Annotated in this window: 22 protein-coding genes, 1 tRNA gene and 1 pseudogene; 8 read left to right on the top strand and 16 right to left on the bottom strand. The window is 65.8% G+C overall.

Annotated features, from left to right (window positions below):
• Window positions 1–24 precede the first annotated feature (24 nt).
• From atpE to QE394_RS17295, 5 genes and pseudogenes are all read right to left on the bottom strand, one after another.
• Window positions 25–243, bottom strand: coding sequence for an ATP synthase F0 subunit C (gene atpE / locus QE394_RS17315; RefSeq protein ID WP_011775261.1), 219 nt, complete (start codon window positions 241–243; stop codon window positions 25–27).
• A 95-nt stretch (window positions 244–338) separates the two neighbouring features.
• Window positions 339–1,140: pseudogene (atpB, locus tag QE394_RS17310) on the bottom strand (F0F1 ATP synthase subunit A).
• Between the two features lie 81 nt (window positions 1,141–1,221).
• A complete protein-coding gene (locus QE394_RS17305) occupies window positions 1,222–1,560 on the bottom strand; it encodes an AtpZ/AtpI family protein (protein WP_056085163.1) in 339 nt (112 codons plus the stop codon).
• Window positions 1,553–2,035 (bottom strand): hypothetical protein, encoded by a 483-nt coding sequence (locus QE394_RS17300; RefSeq protein WP_261619536.1) that lies wholly within the window; start codon window positions 2,033–2,035, stop codon window positions 1,553–1,555. Before QE394_RS17300 ends, QE394_RS17305 begins: the two co-directional genes overlap by 8 nt.
• A 105-nt stretch (window positions 2,036–2,140) precedes the next feature.
• On the bottom strand, window positions 2,141–3,253 hold the full coding sequence (locus QE394_RS17295) for an MraY family glycosyltransferase (RefSeq protein ID WP_056085160.1): 1,113 nt from the start codon (window positions 3,251–3,253) through the stop codon (window positions 2,141–2,143).
• A gap of 289 nt (window positions 3,254–3,542) precedes the next feature.
• On the opposite strand from QE394_RS17295, the gene QE394_RS17290 reads away from it, so the two are divergent.
• Window positions 3,543–4,439 (top strand): glycosyltransferase, encoded by an 897-nt coding sequence (locus QE394_RS17290; RefSeq protein ID WP_056085157.1) that lies wholly within the window; start codon window positions 3,543–3,545, stop codon window positions 4,437–4,439.
• Between the two features lie 36 nt (window positions 4,440–4,475).
• Here the strand turns inward: QE394_RS17290 and QE394_RS17285 are convergent, their stop codons facing one another.
• From QE394_RS17285 to argS, 10 genes are all read right to left on the bottom strand, one after another.
• A complete protein-coding gene (locus QE394_RS17285; protein ID WP_349035140.1) occupies window positions 4,476–5,234 on the bottom strand; it encodes a WecB/TagA/CpsF family glycosyltransferase in 759 nt (252 codons plus the stop codon).
• Window positions 5,234–6,106, bottom strand: coding sequence for an L-threonylcarbamoyladenylate synthase (locus tag QE394_RS17280; RefSeq protein WP_349035139.1), 873 nt, complete (start codon window positions 6,104–6,106; stop codon window positions 5,234–5,236). The genes QE394_RS17285 and QE394_RS17280 overlap by 1 nt, the downstream gene beginning before the upstream one ends.
• A gap of 12 nt (window positions 6,107–6,118) precedes the next feature.
• Complete coding sequence (gene prmC, locus QE394_RS17275) at window positions 6,119–6,985, bottom strand: peptide chain release factor N(5)-glutamine methyltransferase (RefSeq protein WP_268157085.1); 867 nt, start codon at window positions 6,983–6,985, stop codon at window positions 6,119–6,121.
• Window positions 6,986–6,993: 8 nt separating this feature from the next.
• Window positions 6,994–8,067: a peptide chain release factor 1 gene (gene prfA, locus QE394_RS17270; protein WP_056085149.1), complete on the bottom strand. Its 1,074-nt coding sequence runs from the start codon at window positions 8,065–8,067 to the stop codon at window positions 6,994–6,996.
• 199 nt (window positions 8,068–8,266) lie between these two features.
• Window positions 8,267–10,438 (bottom strand): transcription termination factor Rho, encoded by a 2,172-nt coding sequence (gene rho, locus QE394_RS17265; RefSeq protein ID WP_349035138.1) that lies wholly within the window; start codon window positions 10,436–10,438, stop codon window positions 8,267–8,269.
• 292 nt (window positions 10,439–10,730) lie between these two features.
• Window positions 10,731–11,705 (bottom strand): homoserine kinase, encoded by a 975-nt coding sequence (gene thrB, locus QE394_RS17260; protein WP_056085144.1) that lies wholly within the window; start codon window positions 11,703–11,705, stop codon window positions 10,731–10,733.
• A 2-nt stretch (window positions 11,706–11,707) separates the two neighbouring features.
• Window positions 11,708–12,814 (bottom strand): threonine synthase, encoded by a 1,107-nt coding sequence (thrC, locus tag QE394_RS17255; RefSeq protein ID WP_349035137.1) that lies wholly within the window; start codon window positions 12,812–12,814, stop codon window positions 11,708–11,710.
• Window positions 12,815–14,131 (bottom strand): homoserine dehydrogenase, encoded by a 1,317-nt coding sequence (locus QE394_RS17250; protein ID WP_349035136.1) that lies wholly within the window; start codon window positions 14,129–14,131, stop codon window positions 12,815–12,817.
• On the bottom strand, window positions 14,132–15,619 hold the full coding sequence (lysA, locus tag QE394_RS17245; RefSeq protein ID WP_349035135.1) for a diaminopimelate decarboxylase: 1,488 nt from the start codon (window positions 15,617–15,619) through the stop codon (window positions 14,132–14,134). It abuts the gene before it with no gap.
• 5 nt (window positions 15,620–15,624) lie between these two features.
• Window positions 15,625–17,289 carry an arginine--tRNA ligase gene (argS, locus tag QE394_RS17240; RefSeq protein WP_056085138.1) on the bottom strand — a complete coding sequence of 555 codons (1,665 nt, stop codon included), beginning with the start codon at window positions 17,287–17,289 and terminating at the stop codon, window positions 15,625–15,627.
• A gap of 187 nt (window positions 17,290–17,476) precedes the next feature.
• Between argS and QE394_RS17235 the strand changes: the two genes are divergently transcribed.
• From QE394_RS17235 to QE394_RS17210, 6 genes are all read left to right on the top strand, one after another.
• Window positions 17,477–17,965: an FMN-binding protein gene (locus QE394_RS17235; protein WP_056085136.1), complete on the top strand. Its 489-nt coding sequence runs from the start codon at window positions 17,477–17,479 to the stop codon at window positions 17,963–17,965.
• A 3-nt stretch (window positions 17,966–17,968) separates the two neighbouring features.
• Window positions 17,969–18,841, top strand: a complete 873-nt coding sequence (locus QE394_RS17230) for an FAD:protein FMN transferase (protein ID WP_349035134.1) — start codon at window positions 17,969–17,971, stop codon at window positions 18,839–18,841.
• A complete protein-coding gene (locus QE394_RS17225; RefSeq protein ID WP_349035133.1) occupies window positions 18,838–20,382 on the top strand; it encodes an oxidoreductase in 1,545 nt (514 codons plus the stop codon). Before QE394_RS17230 ends, QE394_RS17225 begins: the two co-directional genes overlap by 4 nt.
• A 160-nt stretch (window positions 20,383–20,542) precedes the next feature.
• A tRNA-Arg gene (locus QE394_RS17220) sits at window positions 20,543–20,615 on the top strand.
• A gap of 187 nt (window positions 20,616–20,802) precedes the next feature.
• Window positions 20,803–21,855, top strand: coding sequence for a M4 family metallopeptidase (locus QE394_RS17215; protein WP_349035132.1), 1,053 nt, complete (start codon window positions 20,803–20,805; stop codon window positions 21,853–21,855).
• A 61-nt stretch (window positions 21,856–21,916) separates the two neighbouring features.
• Window positions 21,917–22,249 (top strand): protealysin inhibitor emfourin, encoded by a 333-nt coding sequence (locus QE394_RS17210; RefSeq protein WP_056085126.1) that lies wholly within the window; start codon window positions 21,917–21,919, stop codon window positions 22,247–22,249.
• A gap of 1 nt (window position 22,250) precedes the next feature.
• Here QE394_RS17210 and QE394_RS17205 read toward each other — a convergent pair whose 3' ends face one another.
• Window positions 22,251–23,219 (bottom strand): helix-turn-helix domain-containing protein, encoded by a 969-nt coding sequence (locus QE394_RS17205; protein WP_349035131.1) that lies wholly within the window; start codon window positions 23,217–23,219, stop codon window positions 22,251–22,253.
• 81 nt (window positions 23,220–23,300) lie between these two features.
• Between QE394_RS17205 and QE394_RS17200 the strand changes: the two genes are divergently transcribed.
• A complete protein-coding gene (locus QE394_RS17200; RefSeq protein ID WP_200937942.1) occupies window positions 23,301–23,468 on the top strand; it encodes a hypothetical protein in 168 nt (55 codons plus the stop codon).
• Window positions 23,469–23,492: the final 24 nt, after the last annotated feature.

Raw genomic sequence — 23,492 nt, 5'->3', positions numbered from 1 at the left:
CTGAATGTTCGCTTCGCGCCAGGACTAGGAAAGGACGAAGGCGAAGACGAGACCAAGGATGGCGAGGGCTTCGGTCAGTGCCAGACCAAGGAATGCGATCGGCTGCAGCACGCGCTGAGCCTCCGGCTGACGTGCAACACCGTTGATGTAAGCGGCGAACACGAGACCCACACCGATACCACCGCCGATGGCCGAGAGACCGTAGCCGATGAGGTTGAGGGAGCCGTTGATTGTGCCTTCCATTTTTCTTCCTTTCAAGATGCCACCCATGTGGCAGGTTGTTTGGGTTGCTTCATCCCCGCGAGGGGAAGATTTGTGTGTGCCTGTCGGCAGGGCGCCTAGTGGCTGTCGGCGTGCAGGGCGCCTTCGATGTAGATCGCCGTCAGCAGTGTAAAGACGTACGCCTGCAGGACCATGATCAGGGCCTCAAGCATGTACATGGCGATCGCACCCGCGAGCACCAGGACCGAGGTGCCCTTCAGGAGGATGCTTTCCTGCATGACCAGGTATTCGATGCCGGAACCGGCGATCATCACGATGAGGTGGCCGGCGAGCATGGTGGCGAACAGACGGAGGCTGTGCGTTACGGGCCGGACGACGAAGTTCGAGATGATCTCGATCGGGATAACGATCGGCAGGATGAACCACGGAACACCCGATGGAACGGTGGCCAGCTTGAAGTAGCGCAGGCCGTTCTTCTTGACGCCGATGGCGATCCAGGTGAAGTAGACGATGCCGGCCAGGACGTAGGCTCCGCCGACGTGCGAGAACGTGGGGAGCTGGATGACCGGGATGGCGCCGTAGATGTTGTTCACCAGGATGAAGAAGAACAGGCTGAACAGCAGGGGCACGTACTTGATGAAGTCGCGGCCGCCGATGATGTCCTTGGCGATGCCGTTGCGGACGAAGCCGTATGCGGCCTCGCCGGCGAACTGGAGCTTGCCGCGGTACCAGCTGCTGCTTGCGTGCAGCCAGCACGAAGAAGACGGCGATAAAGACGACAGAGAGGAGGACCAGCAGCATCTGCTTGGAGAATCCTTCTGCGGCACCCCACGGCAGGATTGCCGGCAAATGCATTTCGTTAATACCAGGAGGTGTAAACTCTCCTGAATCTTGGGCCGGGAGCGCAAGCGCGATCAACGCGTTTCCTCTCTGCAGTGTCCATCATTGGGCGTTGGGCGGGGAGCCGGGGCCTTGCGGCCTAACGCTCCCCCTGTGAAATTATTTGGCATTCGTGCCGCCGTCCTGGGACGGACCGCTGGCAGCAGGACGATCACCAGTGTTTTTGCGGGAACTGGTGAGGCCATGCATGTGGGAAAGGTAAAAACCTCCGACGGCTCCAAGCAGAGCGCCTGCGAGCACAATCCAGCGCGTTCCCCACAGAAAATCCAATCCCCACCCTATCAAACTCCAGACGATGATTCCGCCAATGATGTAGCTGAAGACGGCCATCCCGGCGTTGTATCCGCCGTCGGTGTTCTCGCTGGAGACGCCCGCGGCAGAACTGCCCTGCGCACGGTTGCCGTTGCCGGCAGCGTCACGTTTCCTTGAGTTACGCACGGGGCTCCCCTTTGTCCTCTGGATCGTTGTAGATCTGAAGGCGGACTTTGCTGAAACCATAGATTTCGGCCGCCTGCCACAGGACGACAGCCACTACGGCTCCGGCGACGAACCAGCGGCCTTGCAACCATTGGGGCGCCCCCAGTACGAACATCACAATGGCGAATCCCACGACTTTGATGAAGTAGGTGGCCACGAAGACGCCGATGGCCCCGGAGGGGTTGCTTCGTCCAACAAAGTGGCCAACCAGGAGGCTGATTCCAAAGAACAGCATCACCAGCAAACCGCCCAAGGCACTCGAAAGTACGGCGGCGCCACCATTGAGGAACATCGCTGTTGCACCGCAGAGGACCAGGCCAACTGCCGCGGCAGCGGCGCTGATCTTTAGCAGGTGCAGCCACAGCGATGCGGTGGGACCGGAAGCACCAACATGTCCTTTGCCGGACGCAGGTCCGGGCTCGGCGTTGGAGGTCATTCGATCCCAATCGTCGGGGGCATTTGGCGGGGAGCCAGCAGGGTGGAGTGGCAGCTTGTGCTGCCCCTAAATTCTACACGAGATAGAAAATGTTTCCGCACGGCGTCACGTGGCGGGTTCCTCGCCGCTGCGGGACAGGTACGGCCACGCCGTGACGAGGCCCATGACCAGGGTGGCGAAAAGGTCAACGGCGAGGACAATCTGCCAGGGAAAGATTGCAAAGGCGAGGCCGCCGAAGGACAGCACCACTGTCCAGAGGTACATGAGGATCACGGCCGTGCGGTGCGAATAGCCGATGTCGAGGAGTTTGTGGTGCAGGTGTCCGCGGTCCGCAGACCACGGCGAACGTCCGCGTGCGGTCCGGCGGACCACGGCGAGCCCCAGGTCCAGCAGGGGCAGGAAGAGCACAGCGAAGGGAAGCAGGATGGGGATGACCGTGGAAATACCGTTGGCGCGGTCATACAGGCCCGAGGTGATTTGCCCCGTGGACACCACACCTGCCGAGGCCATCAGCAGCCCGATCAGCATGGCCCCGGAGTCCCCCATGAAGATCTTTGAGGGGAACCAGTTGTGCGGCAGGAACCCGAGGCAGCCACCTACGAGGACCGCCGTAATCAGCGTGGCAAGGTCCGAGTAATCCAGCAGGACTGCATTGCGGTGCACCCAGTAGGCGGTGACGAAGAACGCCGTTCCGCCGATGACGGCCACTCCTGCCGCAAGACCGTCCAGGCCGTCGATGAAGTTGAAGGCGTTCATGGTGGTGACGATGAGCCCTGCGGTCAGCACCACCCGGAGCGTTCCGTTCTCCAGGTAGATGGGTTCCGGAACCCAGGGAACGATTGTCATCTGTACGCCCCAGGTGGCCACGGTAAGGGCAGCCACGCTCTGGCCGATGAGTTTCACCCACCAGCGGATGTCCAGGAGGTCATCGGCCACGCCCACCAGGACAATCACCGCGGCCCCGGCCAGCACTCCCCACGGCGAGAAATTGTTCCGGTAGATGTCCTTCACGAAGAAGGACTGGCTCGCGACGATCAGTGCCACCATCACACCCAGGAAGATGGCAACGCCGCCAAGCCTGGAAACGGGTGTGGAATGCATATCGCGGCTGCGGATGGGCTGGTGCAGTTCGAGCCTGTGGCCCACCACCCGGGCACCCCAGGTTGCGGCGTAGGACACGACGGCGGCAATCAGGCCCATGAGCAGGTACATGATCATGGGGTGATGGCCGTTTCAGAGTTGAGGGGGCCGGGAATGGACCGCCGCGCCGGCGGCAGGTCCGGGCCAGGTGGGCTCACTGGCCGGGAATCTGTTCTCCGATAAATGAAACTTCTCCGTCGCCGAGCGCGCAGCAGACAGTACGCAGATAGCCTTACGCAGTGCCTTACAGGGCTGTATTACAGTGGACTCTAGTCAAAGATACTAGCGCCAACGGCTTCATGGCTCCGCGCCACACTCGCGCAGAAGGAGCAGGGAAACCCCTGACAGCCATGCTGAAAGGACCCCCATGACCGCCCGCATTGCAGTTGCAGCCGTGACCTTCGACCGTCCGAAGGAGCTCTCGGTGCTGCTGGATTCGATCAAAGCCCAGACGGCCTCAGTGGACACCATTTGCCTCGTGGACAGTGGCACAACCCCCGCGCGCAGCATAGCGGAACAGCATTCCAACGTGGACTATGTCAGGTCAGAAGCCAACCTTGGCGGCGCTGGCGGGTTCGCCCTCGCAGCCCTCAAAGCGGTGGCCAGCGGTGCCAGGTGGATCTGGATGATGGATGACGACGCCGTGCCGGCCGATCCTGAATGCCTCGCCACCCTGGTGCGGGAGGCCGAAGCCCGCGACCTGGAGGCTGTGGTTCCGCTCGTGACGGCGCCAGGACAACCCGACAGGCTCTCCTTCTTTTTCCGGCTCGATGGCAAGGTCACCCACGACCGCGCCGAGGTGGAGAAATTGGGGTTCCTTCCCAACGACGGGCACTTCTTCAATGGAGCGCTCATCCGGTCCGACGTGTTCTTCAAGGTAGGCCTGCCCGACATGCGCCTGTTTATCCGGGGCGACGAAGTGGACTTCACCATCCGCCTCCGCCAGGCAGGGATCAGGTTCGGCACAGTCACCACCACGGCCATTACGCACCCGCACGCGTTTTCCGAAACCCAGCACGTGTACGGCGCCGGATGGCACGTCATCGTTCCGGAATCGGCCTTCAAGCGCTATTACTACTACCGCAACCGCGGGTACCTCATCCGCCGGTATTTCCGGGTCCGCTCGTTCGTTGCTGACGTAGGCGGCTACCTGGGCTACTTCCTGCAGCGCCGTGACCTTTCCGGGCTGCTGGGCTGGGCCAGGACGTTCAGCGCCGGCCTGCGCGGCAAAGGATTCGGACCGCTGGAGGACCAGAAGTTCTAGCGGCACTCCCCACGTGGGGGCTGCCGGAGGAGCCCGCTAGTCCTTGCGGGACAACCGGCGCGTTGCCAGAAGCCACAGCAGGACCCATGGCTCGCCGAAAACACGGTAGGCAACGCGGCGCGGGTGCAGCAGCAGCCGCCAGGCCCATTCAAGGCCCAGCCGGCCCAGCCAGCGGGGCGCCAGCTTCTGGATCCCGGCCAGTTGTTCGATGGCACCACCCACGGCGCAATAGATGGCCGGCGGCAGGACGTCGAGCCGACGCTGCAGCACCTCCTCCTGCAGGGGCATGCCCAGGCCCAACAACACCAGCTGCGGCTTTTCGCGGTGCAGCCAGGCGACGGCGGCGTCCTCCAGTTCAGGGTTCCAGTCCTCGCCCGGAAAGCCTTCCACGCGCGCACCGGGAACGATGGTCCTCAGCCGGGAGACCGCACCGGAATTGGCTGCATTGCCGGCGCCAACCACGGCAATCCGCTCAAGGCCGCGCACCTGGTCAAGGGCGGGCAGCCAGTCGGTGGAGCCGAGCCGGTAGTCCATGACGGGGGCCGCCGCGTTGCCGGTCCTCCCCCACAGCCACAGCACCGGCGCCCCGTCCAGGAGCACAATGTCACTGGCCTCGTAGAGGCGGCGAAAACCGTCATCGGAGAGGGTGAGCGTGACGCTGTGGAGGTTGTGTCCCAGCACCGTCCGGGTGGAACCGTCCTCGATGAAGCGGCTGAGCTCCTCAACCAGCTCGGGAACCCGCAGCGGCGTGGCGTGGACGTCCAGGACAGGAATCTGCTGGTGGTCCAGTGCCATCAAGGCTGCTGTTCCCTGGCCGGTGTGGCGGCATCCGCCGGCTCGGGCTTCCCGGCAGCATCAGCGGTGGCGGACTCCGCAGCAACGGGCTCTGCGCCAAAGGACTCCACACCGGCAGATTCACCCTTGCCCGCATCGTTCCCCGCGTTCTCCGCACCTGCCGACTCCGCTGCCACGGCCGGCTCGGCCGCGTCCTCCTCGGCCATCGGAATTTCGCCGAGGCCCAGGACACCTGGAACGTGCTCGCGGAGCTGGTCGAGGCTGACCGCGCCGTTGCGGACAACGCGGAGGCGGGGTCCGGTGGCATCAACAATGGTGGAAGGAACAGCGTCTGCACCCTCGGCCGGGCGGAAGCCGCCTTCCAGGTAGACCTCCACGGAGTCCGCCAGCTGCTCGCGCGCCGCGGCGGCGGTCTGTGCCGGGGCGTGTCCGGTCCGGTTCGCGGAGGATACGGCCAAAGGCCCGGTGAGGGTCAGCAGCTCCTGCGCAATCTCATCGGCAGGCATCCGCAGCGCCACAGTCCCCTTGGTCTCGCCAAGATCCCAGTCCAGTGACGGCTGGGCGTGGAAAATGAGCGTCAGGCCGCCGGGCCAGAAGGCCTCCGCCAGCTTCCGGGCATCCGCGGAAATATCCGTGGCCAGCCCGTCCAGGGCGTTGATGCGGGGAATCAGCACGGGCGGCGGCATGGTGCGGCTGCGTCCCTTGGACACCAGGAGCATGGTGACGGCCTGCGGGGAGAATGCGTCCGCGGCGATTCCGTACACGGTGTCCGTGGGCAGGACCACGCATTTCTTCTCGCTGATGGCCCGCTGGGCGTGTTCAAGGGCCTCGGCGCGCTGGTCGTCGGTGCTGCAGTCGTAGGTTGTGGTCACAGGCCTATTCTTTCATTCCGTGTGGCCAGGTGCGGCAAGGAAGGCGCTGGTGGCGCGCTCTTTGCCGTTCAGGTCCACATGCGTGCTGATTCCGGTCCAGGCCCCCTGCCTGCCGAGCATGGCGGTGATCCAGCCCGCCTGGACTTCGGCGTGCTCCATCACGAAGTAGCCGCCGGGCCGAAGGAGCCGGGCAGCGGAGGCAGCGGCCGCCGTCGGGAGCTCCATACCGTCCGCTCCCCCGCCGTACAAAGCCTCCGGCGGGTCGTGCAGTGCCACTTCGGGTTCGTTGGGGATGGCTTCGGCCGGGATGTAGGGCGGGTTGGAAATGACGACGTCGAAGGTTCCGTTCAGCTCCGGAAGTGCGGTCCGCAGGTCCCCCAGAACGAGGTGGACGCCGAGGGGTTCGAGGTTCCGGGACGCCCACGCGTGGGCCAGCGGACTGAATTCGACGGCGTGGACTTCGGCGCCGGGAACTTCATGCGCGATGGAGCCTGCGATTGCGCCGGACCCTGTCCCGAGGTCCACGATCCGTGGCGAGTCCATTCCCGCCACATGGTCGATCACCAGCTGGACCACAGATTCAGTCTCTGGACGGGGAATGAAGACACCCGGGCCTACCGCAAGTTCCAGATACCTGAAGTGGGCCACCCCGGTGATGTGCTGGAGGGGTACACGGCCGGCCCGCTCGGCGACAAGTTCGTCGTACCCCTCGGGCGCCGGGGTGTCACCGAGCATCAGGGCGCGGAGCCGGCCCAGGCCGACCTGGAGCAGGTGGTCGGCGAGGAGTTCGGCGTCGACGCGGGGGCTGGGCACACCGGCCTCGCTGAGGACGGCGGTAGCCGCACTGACGGCGTCAGCGAGGGACTGGCCTGCACTCATACTGAGGACTAGTCGCCGATGGCGTCCAGGCGTGCCTGTTCGTCCATCTCGATGGCAGACTGGATGACCGGTTCCAGGTCCCCATTCATGACCTGGTCCAGGTTGTACGCCTTGTAGCCCGTGCGGTGGTCCGCGATCCGGTTCTCCGGGTAGTTGTAAGTGCGGATCCGCTCGGAGCGGTCCATGGTGCGGATCTGGGATTTCCGCTGCTCGGAGTTGGCGGCGTCAATCTGCTCCTGCTGGTGTGCGAGGATGCGTGCACGCAGCACGCGCATGCCTGCTTCACGGTTCTGCAGCTGCGACTTTTCGTTCTGCATGGCCACCACGATGCCCGTGGGAAGGTGCGTGATGCGGACGGCGGAGTCCGTGGTGTTGACCGACTGGCCACCCGGGCCGGAGGACCGGTACACGTCGATCTTGAGGTCGTTCTGGTTGATTTCGAGCTCTTCGGGCTCGTCCACCTCGGGGAGGACCAGCACGCCGGCGGCAGAGGTGTGGATTCGGCCCTGGGACTCGGTCACCGGGACGCGCTGGACGCGGTGCACGCCGCCTTCGAACTTGAGCCGTGCGTAGACGCCCTCAGCGGGGTCATTGGAGCTGCCCTTGACGGCCACCTGGACGTCCTTGTATCCGCCCAGGTCAGACTCCGTGGAGGAGATGATTTCGGTCTTCCAGCCACGGGACTCCGCGTATCGGGTGTACATGCGCAGGAGGTCGCCGGCGAACAGCGCGGCTTCATCGCCGCCTTCGCCGCCCTTGACCTCGAGGATCACGTTGCGGGCGTCGTCCGGATCGCGCGGGATCAGCAGTCGCCGAAGCTTCGCCGCAGCGGTCTCAAGGGATGCCTCCAGCTCGGGAACCTCTGCAGCAAACTCGGGATCCTCAGCTGCCATCTCCTTGGCAGCGGAAAGATCGTCCCGCAGCGCCTCCCAGCGGTGGTAGGCCTCCACAATGCCATTGAGCTGAGCCGACCGCCGCCCCAGCTTCCGGGCAAGCCGCTGGTCAGCATAAACAGCAGGATCCCCCAGCTGCGCCTGAATGGAGTCATGCTCATCAAGCAGGCCCTGTACGGACTCAAACATTTATAAACCTCTTTCGACTTGTACAAGTCTAATGACGCATACAGCGGCAGGTGACGTGCGACCGCCGTCGCATATTTTGCCGGCCAGGGAGTGGCATCGGGCCTATCGGAGCGTTGCGGCTGACGTACGCAGTATGTCAGCCGCAACGCGAAGGGGCGGGGCCGGCAAAATATGCGACGGCCCCACCCCTATAACGCAGCTACTTGTCGTTATCCGACTTAGCGCCAAGCGTCGTCTTCTGTACCTGCATGAGGAACTCGACGTTGCTCCCGGTTTCCCGGATCTTGTTGGTCAGCAGCTCAAGGCTCTGCTGCGTTTCGAGTCCGGAGAGGACGCGGCGCAGCTTCCACATGATCTTGACTTCCTCGGGCGAGAGCAGGTTCTCTTCGCGGCGGGTGCCCGATGCGTTGACGTCCACGGCGGGGAAGATGCGCTTGTCTGCCAGCTGGCGGGACAGGCGCAGTTCCATGTTGCCGGTGCCCTTGAACTCTTCGAAGATGACTTCGTCCATCTTGGAGCCGGTCTCGACGAGGGCGGTGGCCAGGATGGTGAGCGAGCCGCCGTTTTCGATGTTGCGGGCTGCACCGAAGAAGCGCTTCGGCGGGTACAGCGCGGCGGAGTCGACACCACCGGACAGGATGCGGCCGGAGGCCGGTGCTGCCAGGTTGTAGGCACGGCCCAGGCGGGTCATGGAGTCCAGGAGGACCACCACGTCCATGCCCATTTCAACGAGGCGCTTGGCGCGTTCGATGGAGAGTTCGGCCACGGTGGTGTGATCGTCTGCGGGACGGTCGAAGGTGGAGGCAATGACCTCTCCCTTGACGGTGCGCTGCATATCCGTGACTTCTTCGGGACGTTCGTCAACCAACACCATCATGAGGTGGACCTCAGGGTTGTTGGTGGTGATCGCGTTGGCGATGGACTGCAGGATGAGCGTCTTGCCGGCCTTCGGCGGTGAGACGATCAGGCCACGCTGGCCCTTGCCGATGGGAGCCACGAGGTCGATGACCCGGGGACCGATCTTCTTGGGGTCCGTTTCGAGGCGCAGGCGCTCTGACGGGTAAAGCGGGACCAGCTTGGCGAATTCGACGCGGTCCTTGAGCTCTTCGGCGGTCTTGCCGTTAACGGACGTGACGCGGACCAGGGCGTTGAACTTCTGGCGGGTGGACTGCTGGTTGCGGTCTTCGCCATCGCGCGGTGCACGGATGGCGCCGACGACGGCGTCACCCTTGCGCAGGTTGTACTTCTTGACCTGTGCCAGCGAAACGTAAACGTCGTTGGGGCCAGGCAGGTAGCCGGAGGTGCGGATGAACGCGTAGTTCTCCAGGACGTCCAGGATGCCCGCGACGGGCAGGAGAACGTCGTCCTCGGTGACCTCGACGTCGTCGACGTCCGGGCCCTGGTTGCGTCCGCGGCGGCGGTCGTTGCGGTCGCGGAAGCGGTCGTTGCGGGAGCTGTTGTCCCGGTCCTGGCCACCGGAGCGGTCGTTCCGGTCGTTGCGGTCGCGCCGGTTGCGGCGGTTCCGGCGGCTGCTGCCGTCGGTGTCATCTCCGTCGCGGTTGTCACGGCTGTTATCGCGCTGCCCGGCGTCACGGCTGTTATCGCGCTGGCCGGCGTCACGGCTGTTGTCGCGCTGGCCGGCGTCGCGGCCGCCATCGGCATCGCGGTTGTCACGGCCGCCACGGCTGCGGTCGCGGCGGTCATTGCGCTGGCCGGCATCCACGGTCTCGGTGGACTCGGAGCGCTGTTCAGCAGCTTTCTGGTCCGTGCTGGCCTGATCGGCGGCCTTGGGTTCGCCGGCCGGCTGCTCCGCGGGAGTTTCGGCGGGAGTCTCCTGGGCGGCGGCTTCGCCACGGCGGCGGTTGCGGGTACGGGGCTGGCGGCGCTCGGGGGCAGCTTCGGCGGCTTCCGCAGCAGGAGCGTTCGACTGCGCTGCAGCAGCTTCCGCAACGGGCGCCGCTTCACCTGCGGGAGCGGTTTCGGCAGCGGGGGTCACTACAACACCGTCGCTGCCGGCTCGGCGGCTGCGGCCGCGGCGGGCACGGGTGCCTTCAGCGGCCGGTGCTTCGGCAGCCTCAGGTGCGGCGGCCGGAACGGAAACAGCGGGAGCGGCAACGGGCGCGGTGGCCTTTTCAGCCGCCCTCGCCGGTGCCTTCGTGGTGGGAGTGCCGGCACGGTGGGCAGAGATTGCAGCCACCAGGTCCCCCTTGCGCATGCGGGAACCGCCCGAGATTCCAAGCTGGCTGGCCAAGGCCTGCAGCTGGGCGAGCTTCAGGCCTGCAAGGCCGCTGCTCTTGGCGGGTGCTGCCGGTGACTCGGCAACAGAAGATGATAGTTCCACAGCTGGTGACAGCTCAGTGGTTTCGGTCACGAAGGATCCTTCCCCCTCGACGGCGTCCGGACTGGGAGCTGGACGCGATGATTTGATCTGGGCTGCAGTTCAGATCTGCAGCCGCATTTTGCGGCCTTGCCGGTTGGATTTCGGCCAGCAGGGCCGGTACTGATTCACCTTCCGTACCGCCCGTGGCGGAACGGAGGACTGACGCGTGGGGGGCAGTTGGATGCTGCAAATTCCTGCGACAGACCAAGCAGGTGGCACCGGAATAGATTCGCAGTAGGAGATCAGTTGCAACTGAGTGCAGAAGCAGATCAGATAGGCGGAATTACCGCCGGTGCACGTCCACCTTAGCACCTTCCACGTCCACAGCGAGCTTCAGCACGCGCCAGTTCACTTCCGGCGTGTTGGCTCCTGTAAACGCGCTGATGAACGCCAGGACGTCGGCTGCTTCCGGCTCGCCGTTGGCCAGTACCAGCACGGTGGGTCCGGCACCGGAAACCACTGCGGCATGGCCCGCCCGCCGCAGCGCTGCAATCAATGCCGCACTGGGCCGCATGGCCGACGCACGGTAGCTCTGGTGCAGGTAGTCCTCCGTGCCAGCCAGCAGGAATCCTGGATCCCGGGTCAGGGCGTGGATCAGCAGCGCGGCCCGGCCGGAGTTCATGGCAGCCGCGTGGTGTCCCACCGAGGCGGGCAGGAGGGCCCGCGCCGCTTCGGTGGACAATTCAAAGTCCGGAACAGCCACGATGGGAACCACTGTTCCGGCCACCTCGGCGCGGGTGCTGCTGTACTGGTCACTGTCCTGCCATGACAGCGCCAGTGCGCCGTAAATCGCCGGTGCGACGTTGTCCGGGTGGCCTTCCATCTCGCTGGTGAGCTGCAGGATCCAGTCACGGCCGCGCCGGTTTTCCGCTGGAACCATGGCATTTGCGGCCGACACTGCCGCCACCACTGCCGACGCGGAGGAGCCCAGCCCCCTGCCGTGCGGGTTGACGTTTTCCGCCGTCACCTTCAGGCCGCCGTGGCGGAACCCGAGCCGTTCGAAGGCCGCGTCCATGGCCCGGATCACCAGGTGGCTGCCATCCCGCGGCAGGGTGTCTGCCCCTTCGCCACGCAGATCGAAGACGAGTTCGTCCGTGTCCAGGCTCTCCACCGTCAGGGTGTCGTGCAGGGCCAGGGCCATTCCGAGGCTGTCATATCCCGGGCCCAGGTTGGCCGTGGTGGCCGGGACCCGGACCGTTACGCGCTGGCCGGGCTCAATGAGTTGCAGTCCGACGGCGGCCTGCGAGGTGGCGTTCAAGGCTATTTTTCTTCCAGTCCCAGTTCAGCAGCAACAGTGACGACGTCGTTGGAAACCTTGACCGGCTGGACGTCGCTGCCGTCCTCGGTGCGCAGTGCCCACTGGGGATCCTTGAGCCCGTGTCCGGTGACCGTGATGACGATGGTCTTCCCGGACGGGACTTCACCGGCTGCGTGCTTCTTGAGCAGTCCGGCGACACCCGCGGCGGAACCGGGCTCAACGAAGACGCCTTCCTTGGCGGACAGCCAGCGGTGTGCGGCCAGGATCTCCTCGTCGGTCACGGCATCGATCAGGCCTCCGGACTCGTCGCGGGCGCCTACGGCACCGTCCCAGGAGGCGGGGTTGCCGATCCGGATGGCAGTGGCGATGGTGTCCGGTTCGGTGATGGGGTGGCCGGCAACGAACGGCGCGGCACCGGCGGCCTGGAAGCCCCACATGGTGGGCGTCTTGGTGGACACTGCGGGAAGCGTGCCGGCGGTTTCGGACTCGTACGGTGCGGAGTACTCCTTGTAGCCCTTCCAGTACGCGGTGATGTTGCCGGCGTTGCCCACGGGGAGTACGTGGATGTCCGGGGCGTCGCCGAGGGCGTCAACAACCTCGAACGCTCCGGTCTTCTGGCCCTGGATGCGGGCGGGATTCACCGAGTTCACCAGGAAGACGGGGTAGGACTCCCCCAGCTTGCGGGCGATGTCCAGGCAGTTGTCGAAGTTGCCGTCCACCTGCAGCAGCGTGGCCCCGTGCGCAATGGCCTGGCTCAGCTTGCCCATGGAGATCTTTCCCTCGGGCACCAGGACGGCGCACTTCAGCCCCGCTGCCGTTGCGTAGGCGGCCGCGGAGGCGGAGGTGTTGCCGGTGGAGGCGCACACCACTGCCTTGGCACCGGACTCGACGGCGGCGGTCATGGCCATGGTCATGCCGCGGTCCTTGAAGGAGCCGGTGGGGTTCATGCCCTCAACCTTGAGGTACACCTCGGAGCCGGTGAGCTCGGAGAGCTTCTGTGCGTGCACCAGCGGAGTGCCGCCTTCGCCCAGGGTGATGACCCGGGTGGATGCCGTGACGGGCAGGCGGTCAGCGTATTCGCGGATGACGCCGCGCCATTGGTGAGCCACTTAGACTCCTTCTACCCGCAGAACGGATGTAACTGAATTGATGACGTCAAGGCCCTTCACAGCCTCGACGGTGGCCGCAAGGGCGGCCTCGGACGCGCGGTGGGTGACGATCCTTAGTTCGGCGGATTCCACGTTGGACTCCGCGTCGCGGTGGATGGTCTGCCGCATGGTTTCGATGGACACACCGTTCCCGGCGAACAGCTGGGCGATCCTGGCCAGGACGCCGGGCTGGTCCGCGACGTCGAGTCCGATGTAGTAGCTGGTGACCGAGGCGTCGATAGGCAGCGCCGGGACGTGGCCGGTGGTGGTTTCGGTGCGCTGGGGTCCGCCAAGGACCAGGCGACGGGCGGCGGAGACGAGGTCACCCAGGACGGCAGACGCCGTCGGCGTGCCACCGGCACCCTGTCCGTAGAACATCAGCTCGCCGGCATTTTCCGCCTCGATGAACACGGCGTTGAAGGCGCCGCGGACGGCAGCCAGGGGGTGCTCGCGGGGCAGCAGCGTGGGGTGCACGCGGACGGACACGCCGTCGTTGCCCTCAGCATCTGCCAGCTTCTCGGCGATCGCCAGCAGCTTGATGACAAAGCCGGCGTCCTTGGCCGCAGCGATGTCTGCCGCAGTGACGGAGGTGATCCCCTCGCAGTGGACGTTGTCCAGCGCGAAGCGGGTGTGGAAGGACAACGTTGCGAGGATGGCGGCCTTGGCGGCAGCGTCATGGCCTTCGACGTCGGCTGTCGGGTCGGCTTCCGCGTAACCGAGGCGCTGCGCTTCGGCGAGGGCGTCGGCGAACTGGGCACCCGTTGAATCCATCTGGTCAAGGATGAAGTTCGTGGTGCCGTTGACGATGCCCAGTACCCGGGTGATCCGGTCCCCGGACAGGCTGTCCCGGATGGGCCGCAGGATGGGAATCGCACCGGCGACGGCGGCCTCGAAGGACAGTTGCACGCCGGCTTTGTCCGCTGCTTCATACAGCGTGGGGCCGTCCTGCGCGAGCAGGGCCTTGTTGCCGGTGACCACGCAGGCACCGTTGGTGAGCGCGGAGAGGATCAGCGTGCGGGCCGGTTCGATGCCGCCTATCAGTTCGATGACCAGGTCGGCATCCTTGACCAGGGTCTCGGCGTCCGTGGTGAACAGTTCCTGCGGCAATTCGACGTCGCGCTTGGAGTTCACGTTGCGCACGGCGATGCCGCTGAGTTCCAGCCGCGCGCCGGTGCGGGCGGCGAGGGCGTCGGCGTCCTCAATGAGGATCCGCGCAACCTGGGCCCCAACGTTGCCACAGCCCAGAAGGGCTACTTTCAGGGTTCGCATTTCCGTCATTCAGGCTCCCATGTCGCGGTTCAGCAGATCTTCTTCGGTTTCCCCGCGGACAATCAGCCGGGAAGATCCGTCGCGCACCGCGACAACGCCCGGCCGGGCCAGATAGTTGTAGTTGCTCGAGAGGGCCCAGCAGTAGGCGCCGGTTCCCGGTACAGCAAGCAGATCACCGGCTGCCACGTCCCCGGGCAGATATACATCTCTAACAACTATGTCGCCGCTCTCGCAATGTTTGCCCACCACTCGGGACAGCTGCGGGGCGGCCGTGGAGATGCGGGAGGCAAGGACGGCCGAATAATCGGCGTCGTACAGCACCGGGCGGGCGTTATCGCTCATGCCGCCGTCCACTGAAACATAGCGTCGGGGATACGTAACGTTGTTGTCTGCGTCACCATCGTCCGACGCAGTCGCATCGACGCGGACGGTCTTGAGCGTACCCACTTCGTACAACGTGAAGGTGGTGCTGCCAACGATCGCGCGGCCCGGCTCGATGGAGATGCGCGGCGCCTTGATGGCCAGCTCGGCGCAGGTGGAACGCACGACGGCGGCCATCGCCGCCGCGATCTCCGCTGCGGGGCGGGGGGTGTCCACCGGCGTGTAGGCAATGCCGTATCCGCCGCCGAGGTCCAGCTCGGGCATGGTGATGGAGTACTTGTCCTGCATGGCTGCGAGGAAGCGCAGCAGCTTTTCCGCTGCCAGGGCGAAACCGTCCGGCTCGAAGATCTGCGAGCCGATGTGGCAGTGCAGGCCGAGCAGCTCGATGCCCGGGTGGGCCGATGCTGCGGCCACAGCTTCCTCCGCTGCGGAGAGCCCTGCCTGGTCCGTGGTGTCCGCGGCCATGGAGAGGCCGAATTTCTGGTCCTCGTGGGCAGTGGCGATGAATTCATGGGTGTGCGCGTGCACGCCCGGAGTGAGCCGGAGCATGACCTTGGCCTGCCGGCCACTGGCCCGGGCGATGTCCCCTACCCTGACCAGCTCGTCCAGGCTGTCCACTACGATGCGGCCCAGGCCCATGTCCAAAGCCCGGGTGATCTCGGCGTCGGACTTGTTGTTGCCGTGCAACGCAACCCGCTCCCCTGCGATGCCGGCGCGGGCGGCCACGGCGAGTTCACCGCCGGACGCGGTGTCCAGGCGGAGCCCTTCCTCCTCAACCCACTTCACGACGGCGGTGCACAGGAAGGACTTACCGGCGTAGTACACATCCACGCCACCGCAGATATCGGCGAAGGCGGCATCGAAGGAGTCCTTGAAGGCGCGGGCACGGGCACGGAAATCGGCCTCGTCCATCACGAAGAGGGGTGTGCCGAACTGCTCTTTGAGCTCCTGTACGTCAACTCCGCCCACAGTGAGGGCGCCGGCACTGTTCCGGTCCACGCTGCCTGCCCACATGGGTTCGTGCAGCGCATTCAGGTCGGCCGGGACCTGCAGCCATTCGGGGGCCAGCGGGGACGCCGCGTGCCCGGCGTGCACAGTGCTTCCAGCGTTTGTCATGGCACTCACATCCGTTCCGGAGCGGAAACGCCCAGGAGGTCCAGGCCGTTGGCGAGGACCTGGCTGGTGGCGTCGTTGAGCCACAGCCGCGTGCGGTTGGTATCGGTGACGGCTTCGTCTCCCATGGGTGCGATCCGGCAGGCGTCATACCAGCGGTGGTAGGCACCGGCGATGGTTTCGAGATGCCGTGCCACGCGGTGCGGTTCACGCAGCTCCGCGGCCTTGGCCACCACCGACGGGTAGCTGCCCAGGAAGGAGAGCAACTCGTTCTCGGTGGCGTGGTCCAGCAGGGACGCATCGAAGCTGTCCGCGCCGTCCACCTGGCGTTCCACGCCGGCTGCCACCGCGTTGCGCGCGGCACCGCGGGAGCGGGCGTGGGCGTACTGCACGTAGAACACGGGGTTTTCGTTGCTGTTCTTTTTCAGCAGCTCCGGGTCCAGGGTCAGCGGGGAATCCGCCGGGAAGCGGGCCAGCGAGTAGCGGACCGCGTCCTTGCCCAGCCAGTCGATGAGGTCCTTGAGTTCGATGATGTTGCCCGCGCGCTTGGAGAGCTTGGCCCCGTTGACGGAGACGAGCTGGCCGATCAGCACCTCGATGTTGACCTCGGGATCGTCCCCGGCGGCGGCGGCGATGGCCTTGAGGCGGTGGATGTAGCCGTGGTGGTCGGCGCCCAGCAGGTAGATCTTCTCGGTGTAGCCGCGGTCCTTCTTGGAAAGGTAGTAGGCGGCGTCCGCGGCGAAGTAGGTGGGCTCGCCGTTGGCGCGGATCATGACGCGGTCCTTGTCATCGCCAAAGTCGGTGGTGCGCAGCCAGACCGCACCGCCGTCGTCGAACACGTGGCCCTGCTCGCGCAGGCGCGCCACGGCATTTTCGATCGCGCCGGCGTCGTGCAGCTCCTGCTCGGAGAAGAAGACGTCAAATTCGACGCCGAAGTCCGCGAGCGTGGCCTTGATGTCCTTCATCTGGGCTTCGTAGGCGGCAGCGCGGATGACCGGCAGGGCGGCGACCTCGGTGAGCTCGCGGATGTCCGGGTGCGCCGTCAGGACCTCATGGCCAAGGTCTGCGATGTACTGGCCCGGGTAGCCGCCGTCGGGGACGGGCAGGCCGTGCAGGCGGGAGTACACGGAGTTGGCGAACGTGTTCATCTGCGAGCCGGCGTCGTTGATGTAGTACTCGGCGGTGACGTCGGCGCCCGAGGCGCGCAGCACCCGGGCGATGGCGTCGCCGAGCGCGGCCCACCGCGTATGGCCGATGTGCAGCGGCCCGGTGGGGTTGGCCGAGACGAATTCCATGTTGACGGTGTGGCCTGCGAGCGCGGTGTTGGTGCCGTACTGCGTGCCGGCCTCGACGATGGCCTTGGCAAGTGCACCGGCGGCAGCAGCGTCGACGGTGATGTTCAGGAACCCCGGCCCGGCAATGTCCACGGCGGAAACGCCGCTGATCGTCTTCAACCGTGCGCTGAGGATGGTGGCGAATTCGCGGGGATTCGTGCCGGCCTGCTTGGCGAGCTGCAGCGCGATGTTGGTGGCCCAGTCGCCGTGGTCCCGGTTCTTGGGTCGCTCCACGCGCACGTCCCCGGGGACGGCTGATTCTGCCAGGGCGATTTCGCCGGCGGCGACGGCGTCCTTCAGGCATGCGGATATGGCGAGGGAGAGTTCTTCGGGAGTCACCCTTCTAGGGTACCGGGGGCCCGTCACAGCAAAGAATTGCGGGCCTTTGCTTCGTCAGGCTTCCGCAAAGGACGCCTCCAAGGAAAACCCAGAGAATGCACAGGGTTGAACCAATATGGTGGTTTCAGCGTTGACAAGGTCGTAACGTCCGCCGATACCTGTGATCCCCTACGAAACGAGAGCCTTCATGAGACCCTCAGCACTGAACCGACCAGTACGCAAGAGCATCTATGTTGGAATCGCCGGGCTGTCCCTCATGGGCACGGTGGCCGGCTGTGCCCCCTCGGCGGCCGAAAACAACCCAGTCTCGACCGCGGGTGGCGCCTCTGCTGCCGCAACCACACCTTCCGCAGGGGAATCTGCCCTTGCCAGCAGTGGTTCGAGCTACAAGGACGGTACCTACAGCGCGGACGGCACCTACGTCTCGCCCAACGGGAACGAAACGGTGGGCGTGCAGCTGACCCTGGCGTCGGGCAAAGTGACGGACGTCCAGATCACCCAGCACCCGTCCAACCCCAACACCCGCAAGTTCCAGGGCGAGTTTGCCGGCGGCATCGCCGCCCAGGTGGTGGGCAGGAACATCGAGGACCTCAACGTGTCCAAGGTGGCCGGGTCGTCCCTGACCAGCGGTGGCTTCAACCAGGCCGTGGAGCAGATCAAGTCGGAGGCGCAGTAGGCGGTGCCGCACGGGGACTGGGCTGCTTTTTCCTTCGAGGGAATCGGGACGCACTGGGAGGTTTCCACGCCGCACGTCCTTGCGCCGTCCGCACAGCAGGACCTGCTGGCCCTCGTGGAGAAGTTCGACGCCGCCTGGTCCCGTTTCCGCACCGACTCACTGGTCAGTGCAATGGCCCGGAAGCCCGGCAGCTACAGCTTTCCCGCAGAAGCTGCCGGGCTCGGGGAACTGTACAGGACGCTGTACGGGCTGACCGGTGGCGCCATGACGCCGCTGGTGGGCGCAAGCCTTGAGCGCCTGGGCTATGACGCCGCCTATACCCTCCGGCCGTCGGGTGGCCCACTGCCGGCCCCGCGCTGGGAGAACATCCTGGACTGGAACGGAACCTCGATCAGCACCACCGCTCCGGTAGTGCTGGACGTCGGGGCAGCCGGCAAGGGCCTGCTGGTTGATGTGCTGGCGTCCGCCCTGGAGGCCGGCGGTGTGGAGGCCTTCATGGTGGACGCCAGCGGCGACCTGCTGGTCCGCGGCCCGGGTACCGTCCGGGTGGGGCTCGAACATCCTTATAACCCGGCCCAGGCCATCGGCGTGGTGGAACTGGGCGGCAGGGCACTGTGCGCTTCCGCCGCCAACCGCCGGGCCTGGGGCGACGGACTTCACCATGTCCTTGACGCGACCACCGGGCAACCGGTCCGTACCGCCGTCGCCACCTGGGCGCTGGCGGACACCGCCGCTGTGGCCGATGCCCTCGCCACCGCCCTCTTTTTCGTCCCCGGCGCCGTGCTCGAGGAGTCGTTCGACGTTTCCTGGCTGACGGTTTTTTCCGACGGCAGCGCCGCCTTTTCCGCAGAATTCGAAGGGACACTGTTTGCATGAGCACCGTTGAGACGCCGTCCGCCGGCCCGGCACCCACCATTGCCGGGCGGCTGGACACCGTGCTTGGCCGCTTCACGATGTACCGGCTCATCCTGCTGGTCCTGGCGGGCCTGGTGGCGTACAGCCTGCTGCTGGACGTGCTGGGATGGCTGACGTTCGGCATTCCGGAGATGCTGGCACACCTGGCCCTGTGCCTCCTGCTGACCTACGCCTCGAACCGTGCGCTGGCGGCGTTGTTCAGGGTACGCCCGCACTCCGAGTCCTCCCTCATCACCGGCCTGCTGCTCTACTTCCTGTTCTGGCCTTCCTTCCAGGCCATGGACGTCGCCGGCGTGGCATTGGCCTGTGTCCTTGCTTCCGCATCGAAATACGCACTGGCGTGGCGGGGCAGGCACGTCTTCAATCCGGCAGCCCTCGGAGCCTTCGTAACTGGCCTGACCGGACTCAATATCGCCACCTGGTGGGCGGCCACGCCGGCCATGCTGTGGCTGCTGGTTCCCGGCGTCCTGCTGGTCCTGTACCGGACCCGGAAGGTCCTGATGGCCTCGGTGTTCACGGTGGTTGCAACGTCGATCATCACGATGGAACTGCTTCGGGCCGGTATGGGCGTGGGGACGGGTGCCTGGCAGGCACTGGCTCAGCGTCCTGTGCTGTTCTTCGTGGGCTTCATGCTGTCGGAACCCCTGACGCTGCCGCCGCGCCGCTGGCAGCAGCTGTCCCTGGCGGCAGTGGTGGGCGTGGTGTTCGCAGTCCCGTACAACTTCGGCTTCATTGCCAATTCACCGGAGGCTGCCCTTCTGGTGGGCAACCTTGCGGCCTTCCTGCTGGGCCAGCGCGGCGGCGTAAGGCTCCGCTTTGCCTCCAGCCGGCCACTGACGCCCAGCACCACCGAATTCTCGTTCATGCCGTCGCGTCCCATACGGTTCCTCCCCGGCCAGTACATGGAGCTGGACCTGCCGCACGCGAAAACCGACGGCATGGGCAGGCGGCGCGTGTTCAGCCTTGCCGGCTCGCCAAGGGAGCGCCTCGTGAAATTCGGCGTCCGTACTGCCGAACCCCTTTCTGCGGCCAAAAAGGTCCTGCTGGGGTTGCAGCCCGGTGATGAGCTCACGGCCACGTCCGTGGGTGGCGACTTTGTCCTGTCCCGGGATCCGAACCGCCCGGTGCTCCTGGTCGCTGCGGGTATCGGCATCACGCCGTTCCTCTCGCACGTTGCCTCCGGCGCCCTTGAGGAGCGCGACGCTGTAATGGTCCTGCTGGCCAGGAGCGCGGACGACGTCGCCTACGCGGACGAACTCCGGGCTTCGGGTGTCCGGGTCCTGGTCCGCACTGCCGACGGCTCAGAGCCGCCGCAGGGCCTCGACGCGGCGCCCGCCGGCAATTCCAGGCTCGACGCAGCCGGGCTGAAAGCCCTCGTCCCCGACATCGCAGACCGCGATGTGTACGTGTCCGGCTCGCCCGCCAGTGTGGCGTCGCTGCGGCACGCGGCGCGCCAGGCGGGGGCACGGCGCGTTCACGTGGACTCCTTCTCGGGGTACTGATGCCACGGGGTACTGATGCGCGTGGCTCAGTGTGCCCGGGCGGGCCGCTGCGGCCCGGCCAGGGATTGGCCGGGCTTGAACCCGAGCCGATTTTCCTTTGCGGGGCACCTTCCTGCTAAGCTCTAGGACGTCCCGCCAGCAACGGCAGGAACCCCGGATTGCCCTCGTAGCTCAGGGGATAGAGCGTCTGCCTCCGGAGCAGAAGGTCGTAGGTTCGAATCCTATCGAGGGCACAGCAAACCCCGCCGTCCAGTACGGCGGGGTTTTTTGTTTAACCCGCCGTACAGTAAGGCCGCCCTGCCATGCGTGCACAGCCGCGGCTGCTGCCTGCCGTGCGGCGGGAACGTGGCTGCCGTGTGGCTGCCGCCAAATGTCGGTGCCTCCTCCTAACCTGAAGTTACCTAGTTGAGGGGGTACGCCATGCACGTTCCGTTCTGCACCATCGTTCCGCCGTACCTGCTGCGGCGCCTTGCCCGGCAGGACGCACCGGAGTACTCCGCCGCCGCCCGGGCTGCCAGGGAAGCCCTGGTCCATGTGAAGAGTGTCCAGGCGGCCCGGATAACCGCCCGGCCGGAGACCACCGCCGGGATGCTGGCCGCCAAGCCGGGCCCGGCAATCCGGACTATTTATGACGCCCATGGCGCGGAATCCCTCCCCGGAAAACTGGTGCGGAAGGAAGGCGAACCACAGACCGGAGACGCCGCTGCCGATGAAGCCTATGACGGCCTGGGCCATACCCACCGCCTCTACGCCGACGTCTTTGGCCGGGACTCCATTGACGTCCGCGGGCTCCCGATGGACGCCACGGTGCATTTCGGCAAGCTGTACGACAATGCTTTCTGGGACGGTAAGCAGATGGTCTTTGGTGACGGCGACGGCGCCGTCTTCCAGCGGTTCACCGCCTCACTGAGCGTCATCGGCCACGAACTGGCGCACGGCGTAACGCAGTTTTCCGCCGGCCTGGCGTACCGCAACCAGGCCGGCGCCCTGAACGAGTCCATGTCGGATGTCTTCGGCGCACTGGTGGAGCAGTACGTCAAGGGCCAATCCGCGGCGGACGCCAGCTGGCTCATCGGCGAGGGACTCTTCACCCCGGACGTGCAGGGGCAGGCGCTGCGCTCCATGAAGTCCCCCGGAACGGCATACGACGACGATGTGCTGGGCAAGGATCCCCAGCCTGATTCCATGGACGGCTACGTCCGGACCAGCGCTGACAACGGCGGCGTCCACATTAACTCAGGCATCCCCAACAGGGCGTTCTACCTCGTGGCCCAGGCCCTGGGTGGGAACGCCTGGGACGCGCCGGGGAGGATCTGGTACGAAACCCTGACCGGTGGCTCGCTTCCCACCACGGCCACATTCACCGTCTTTGCCCGCGCCACGCTCGCCGCGGCGGTGGAACTTTTCGGCTCGGACAGCCCGGAGCATGACGCCGTCCGGCAGGCGTGGGAAACTGTGAAGGTCAAGCTTTAACAGATGCCTGGCTGCCGGATTCCAGGCCGCCGGGCTGAGCGGAAGCCCCAGGAACCAGGCCATGAAGATCAGTGTGGAGCGCACGGGCGGCATCGCGGCGATCACCAGGGTGTGGACCGTGGATGCCCGGTCCGAGACCGCCATCAACCAGTGGCAGCCGATCGTTGAGGCGTGCCCCTGGGACGCCGTCCCCCGGACCGCGGTGGCCGCGGCCAGGGAGTTCGCCGACACCCAGCCGGATCGGTTTATTTATTCCATCCGTGCCGGCGGGCGCCGTGCGGCCCTGCCGGAGCGCGCAGTCACCGGCCCGTGGCGGATCCTGGTGGAAAGTGCCCGGGCCGCAGCGGAACAGGACCAGGCGTCAGCGGACGACGCCGGAGCGTCCGGCGCGTAGCCTACCCCGCCTCGGCCAGTTGCCCCCGGAACGCCCGGCGATAGGACTGCGGGCTGGTATCCAGCACTTTTGCGAAATGGTGCCGCAGCAGCACCGGGTGGCCGAAGCCTGATTCCCTCGCCACTTCGTCGATATTCAGGTCCGTGGACTCGAGCAGTTCCTGCGCCCGCATCACCCTTTGGGAATTGAGCCACGCGGCGGGTGTGGCCCCGGTTTCAGACCGGAACTTCCGTGCGAACGTGCGCGCTGACATGTGTACCCGGGCCGCCAGTTCGTTAACCGAGTGCTCACGGTCCAGGTTCTGCACCATCCAGCGCAGCAGTGCCTCCATGGGCGCCGAACCGCAGGTAGGCATTGGCCTGTCGATGAACTGGGCCTGGCCGCCGTCACGGTGCGGCGGAACCACCATGTCCCGTGCGATGGCGGAGGCCACCTGCGCGCCGAGCTCCACCCGCACCAGATGCAGGCAGGCGTCAATGCCTGCGGCGGTTCCGGCGGAGGAGATGATGTTGCCATCCTGGACGTACAACACATTCTCATCGACCAGTGCGTGCGGATAGGACGCGGCCAGCTGGCCTGAGTAATGCCAGTGCGTGGTGCAGCGGCGGCCATCCAGCAGCCCGGCCCTGGCCAGGGCGAAAGCGCCGGAACAGATGGACATGACCCAGGCTCCCCTGGCATCCGCGGCGCGCAGGGCATCCAGGAGCGATTCCGGCAGGTCCTGGTCGCGTCCGAACGGGGCCATGATCACCAGGTCCGCGTCCTTGGTCGCTTCGAGGCCGAGACTGACGTTCATGGACAGGCCGGACTTCAGCGGCACCTCCCCGGGCGATGGCGTGCACACCCGGAATTCGAAACCGGGAACGCCGCGCCCCCGGTCCGAACGGTCGATTCCGAACACCTCGCAGGCGGTTCCGAATTCGAACATCGAGAAGTTGGGAACCACGATCACTGCCACGGTTTTCAGCATGTCTTCAGTGTGGCAGAAATTCTCTCTTTTTGGGCATTTCTGCCACTGTTTCCTGCTGCTCCACAGGAGAAGCATGGAGGTATGGAAATCTTCGCAGCCATCCTCGTCATCGTCCTCCTCCTCGTCGCCGCGGCCACCGTGGCGGCACTCCTCAGCGACGGCCGGGGGCACACGCCTCCCGTTGCTTCGCACCAGGACTGGTCCGCGCTGGACCTGCCCAGCACCAACTACACCCTCCGCATTTTCTAGCCACCAGCAACAGCCGCAGGCAGT

It is taken from the genome of Pseudarthrobacter sp. SORGH_AS 212, from assembly GCF_030818145.1.
Taxonomy (GTDB): Bacteria; Actinomycetota; Actinomycetes; order Actinomycetales; family Micrococcaceae; genus Arthrobacter.
The sequence above is the reverse complement of the archived record's forward strand: the minus strand, read 5'-3'. Positions and strand labels throughout refer to the sequence as shown.

Coding starts and splice junctions, on each gene's coding strand:
- QE394_RS17235 (WP_056085136.1), top strand. CDS start 17,477: ATGAGACCCTCAGCACTGAACCGACCAGTACGCAAGAGCATCTATGTT.
- QE394_RS17210 (WP_056085126.1), top strand. CDS start 21,917: ATGAAGATCAGTGTGGAGCGCACGGGCGGCATCGCGGCGATCACCAGG.
- QE394_RS17205 (WP_349035131.1), bottom strand. CDS start 23,219: ATGCTGAAAACCGTGGCAGTGATCGTGGTTCCCAACTTCTCGATGTTC.
- QE394_RS17200 (WP_200937942.1), top strand. CDS start 23,301: ATGGAAATCTTCGCAGCCATCCTCGTCATCGTCCTCCTCCTCGTCGCC.
- QE394_RS17215 (WP_349035132.1), top strand. CDS start 20,803: ATGCACGTTCCGTTCTGCACCATCGTTCCGCCGTACCTGCTGCGGCGC.
- atpE (WP_011775261.1), bottom strand. CDS start 243: ATGGAAGGCACAATCAACGGCTCCCTCAACCTCATCGGCTACGGTCTC.
- QE394_RS17290 (WP_056085157.1), top strand. CDS start 3,543: ATGACCGCCCGCATTGCAGTTGCAGCCGTGACCTTCGACCGTCCGAAG.
- lysA (WP_349035135.1), bottom strand. CDS start 15,619: ATGACAAACGCTGGAAGCACTGTGCACGCCGGGCACGCGGCGTCCCCG.
- prfA (WP_056085149.1), bottom strand. CDS start 8,067: ATGTTTGAGTCCGTACAGGGCCTGCTTGATGAGCATGACTCCATTCAG.
- QE394_RS17250 (WP_349035136.1), bottom strand. CDS start 14,131: ATGACGGAAATGCGAACCCTGAAAGTAGCCCTTCTGGGCTGTGGCAAC.
- QE394_RS17225 (WP_349035133.1), top strand. CDS start 18,838: ATGAGCACCGTTGAGACGCCGTCCGCCGGCCCGGCACCCACCATTGCC.
- QE394_RS17295 (WP_056085160.1), bottom strand. CDS start 3,253: ATGATCATGTACCTGCTCATGGGCCTGATTGCCGCCGTCGTGTCCTAC.
- QE394_RS17300 (WP_261619536.1), bottom strand. CDS start 2,035: ATGACCTCCAACGCCGAGCCCGGACCTGCGTCCGGCAAAGGACATGTT.
- prmC (WP_268157085.1), bottom strand. CDS start 6,985: ATGAGTGCAGGCCAGTCCCTCGCTGACGCCGTCAGTGCGGCTACCGCC.
- QE394_RS17285 (WP_349035140.1), bottom strand. CDS start 5,234: ATGGCACTGGACCACCAGCAGATTCCTGTCCTGGACGTCCACGCCACG.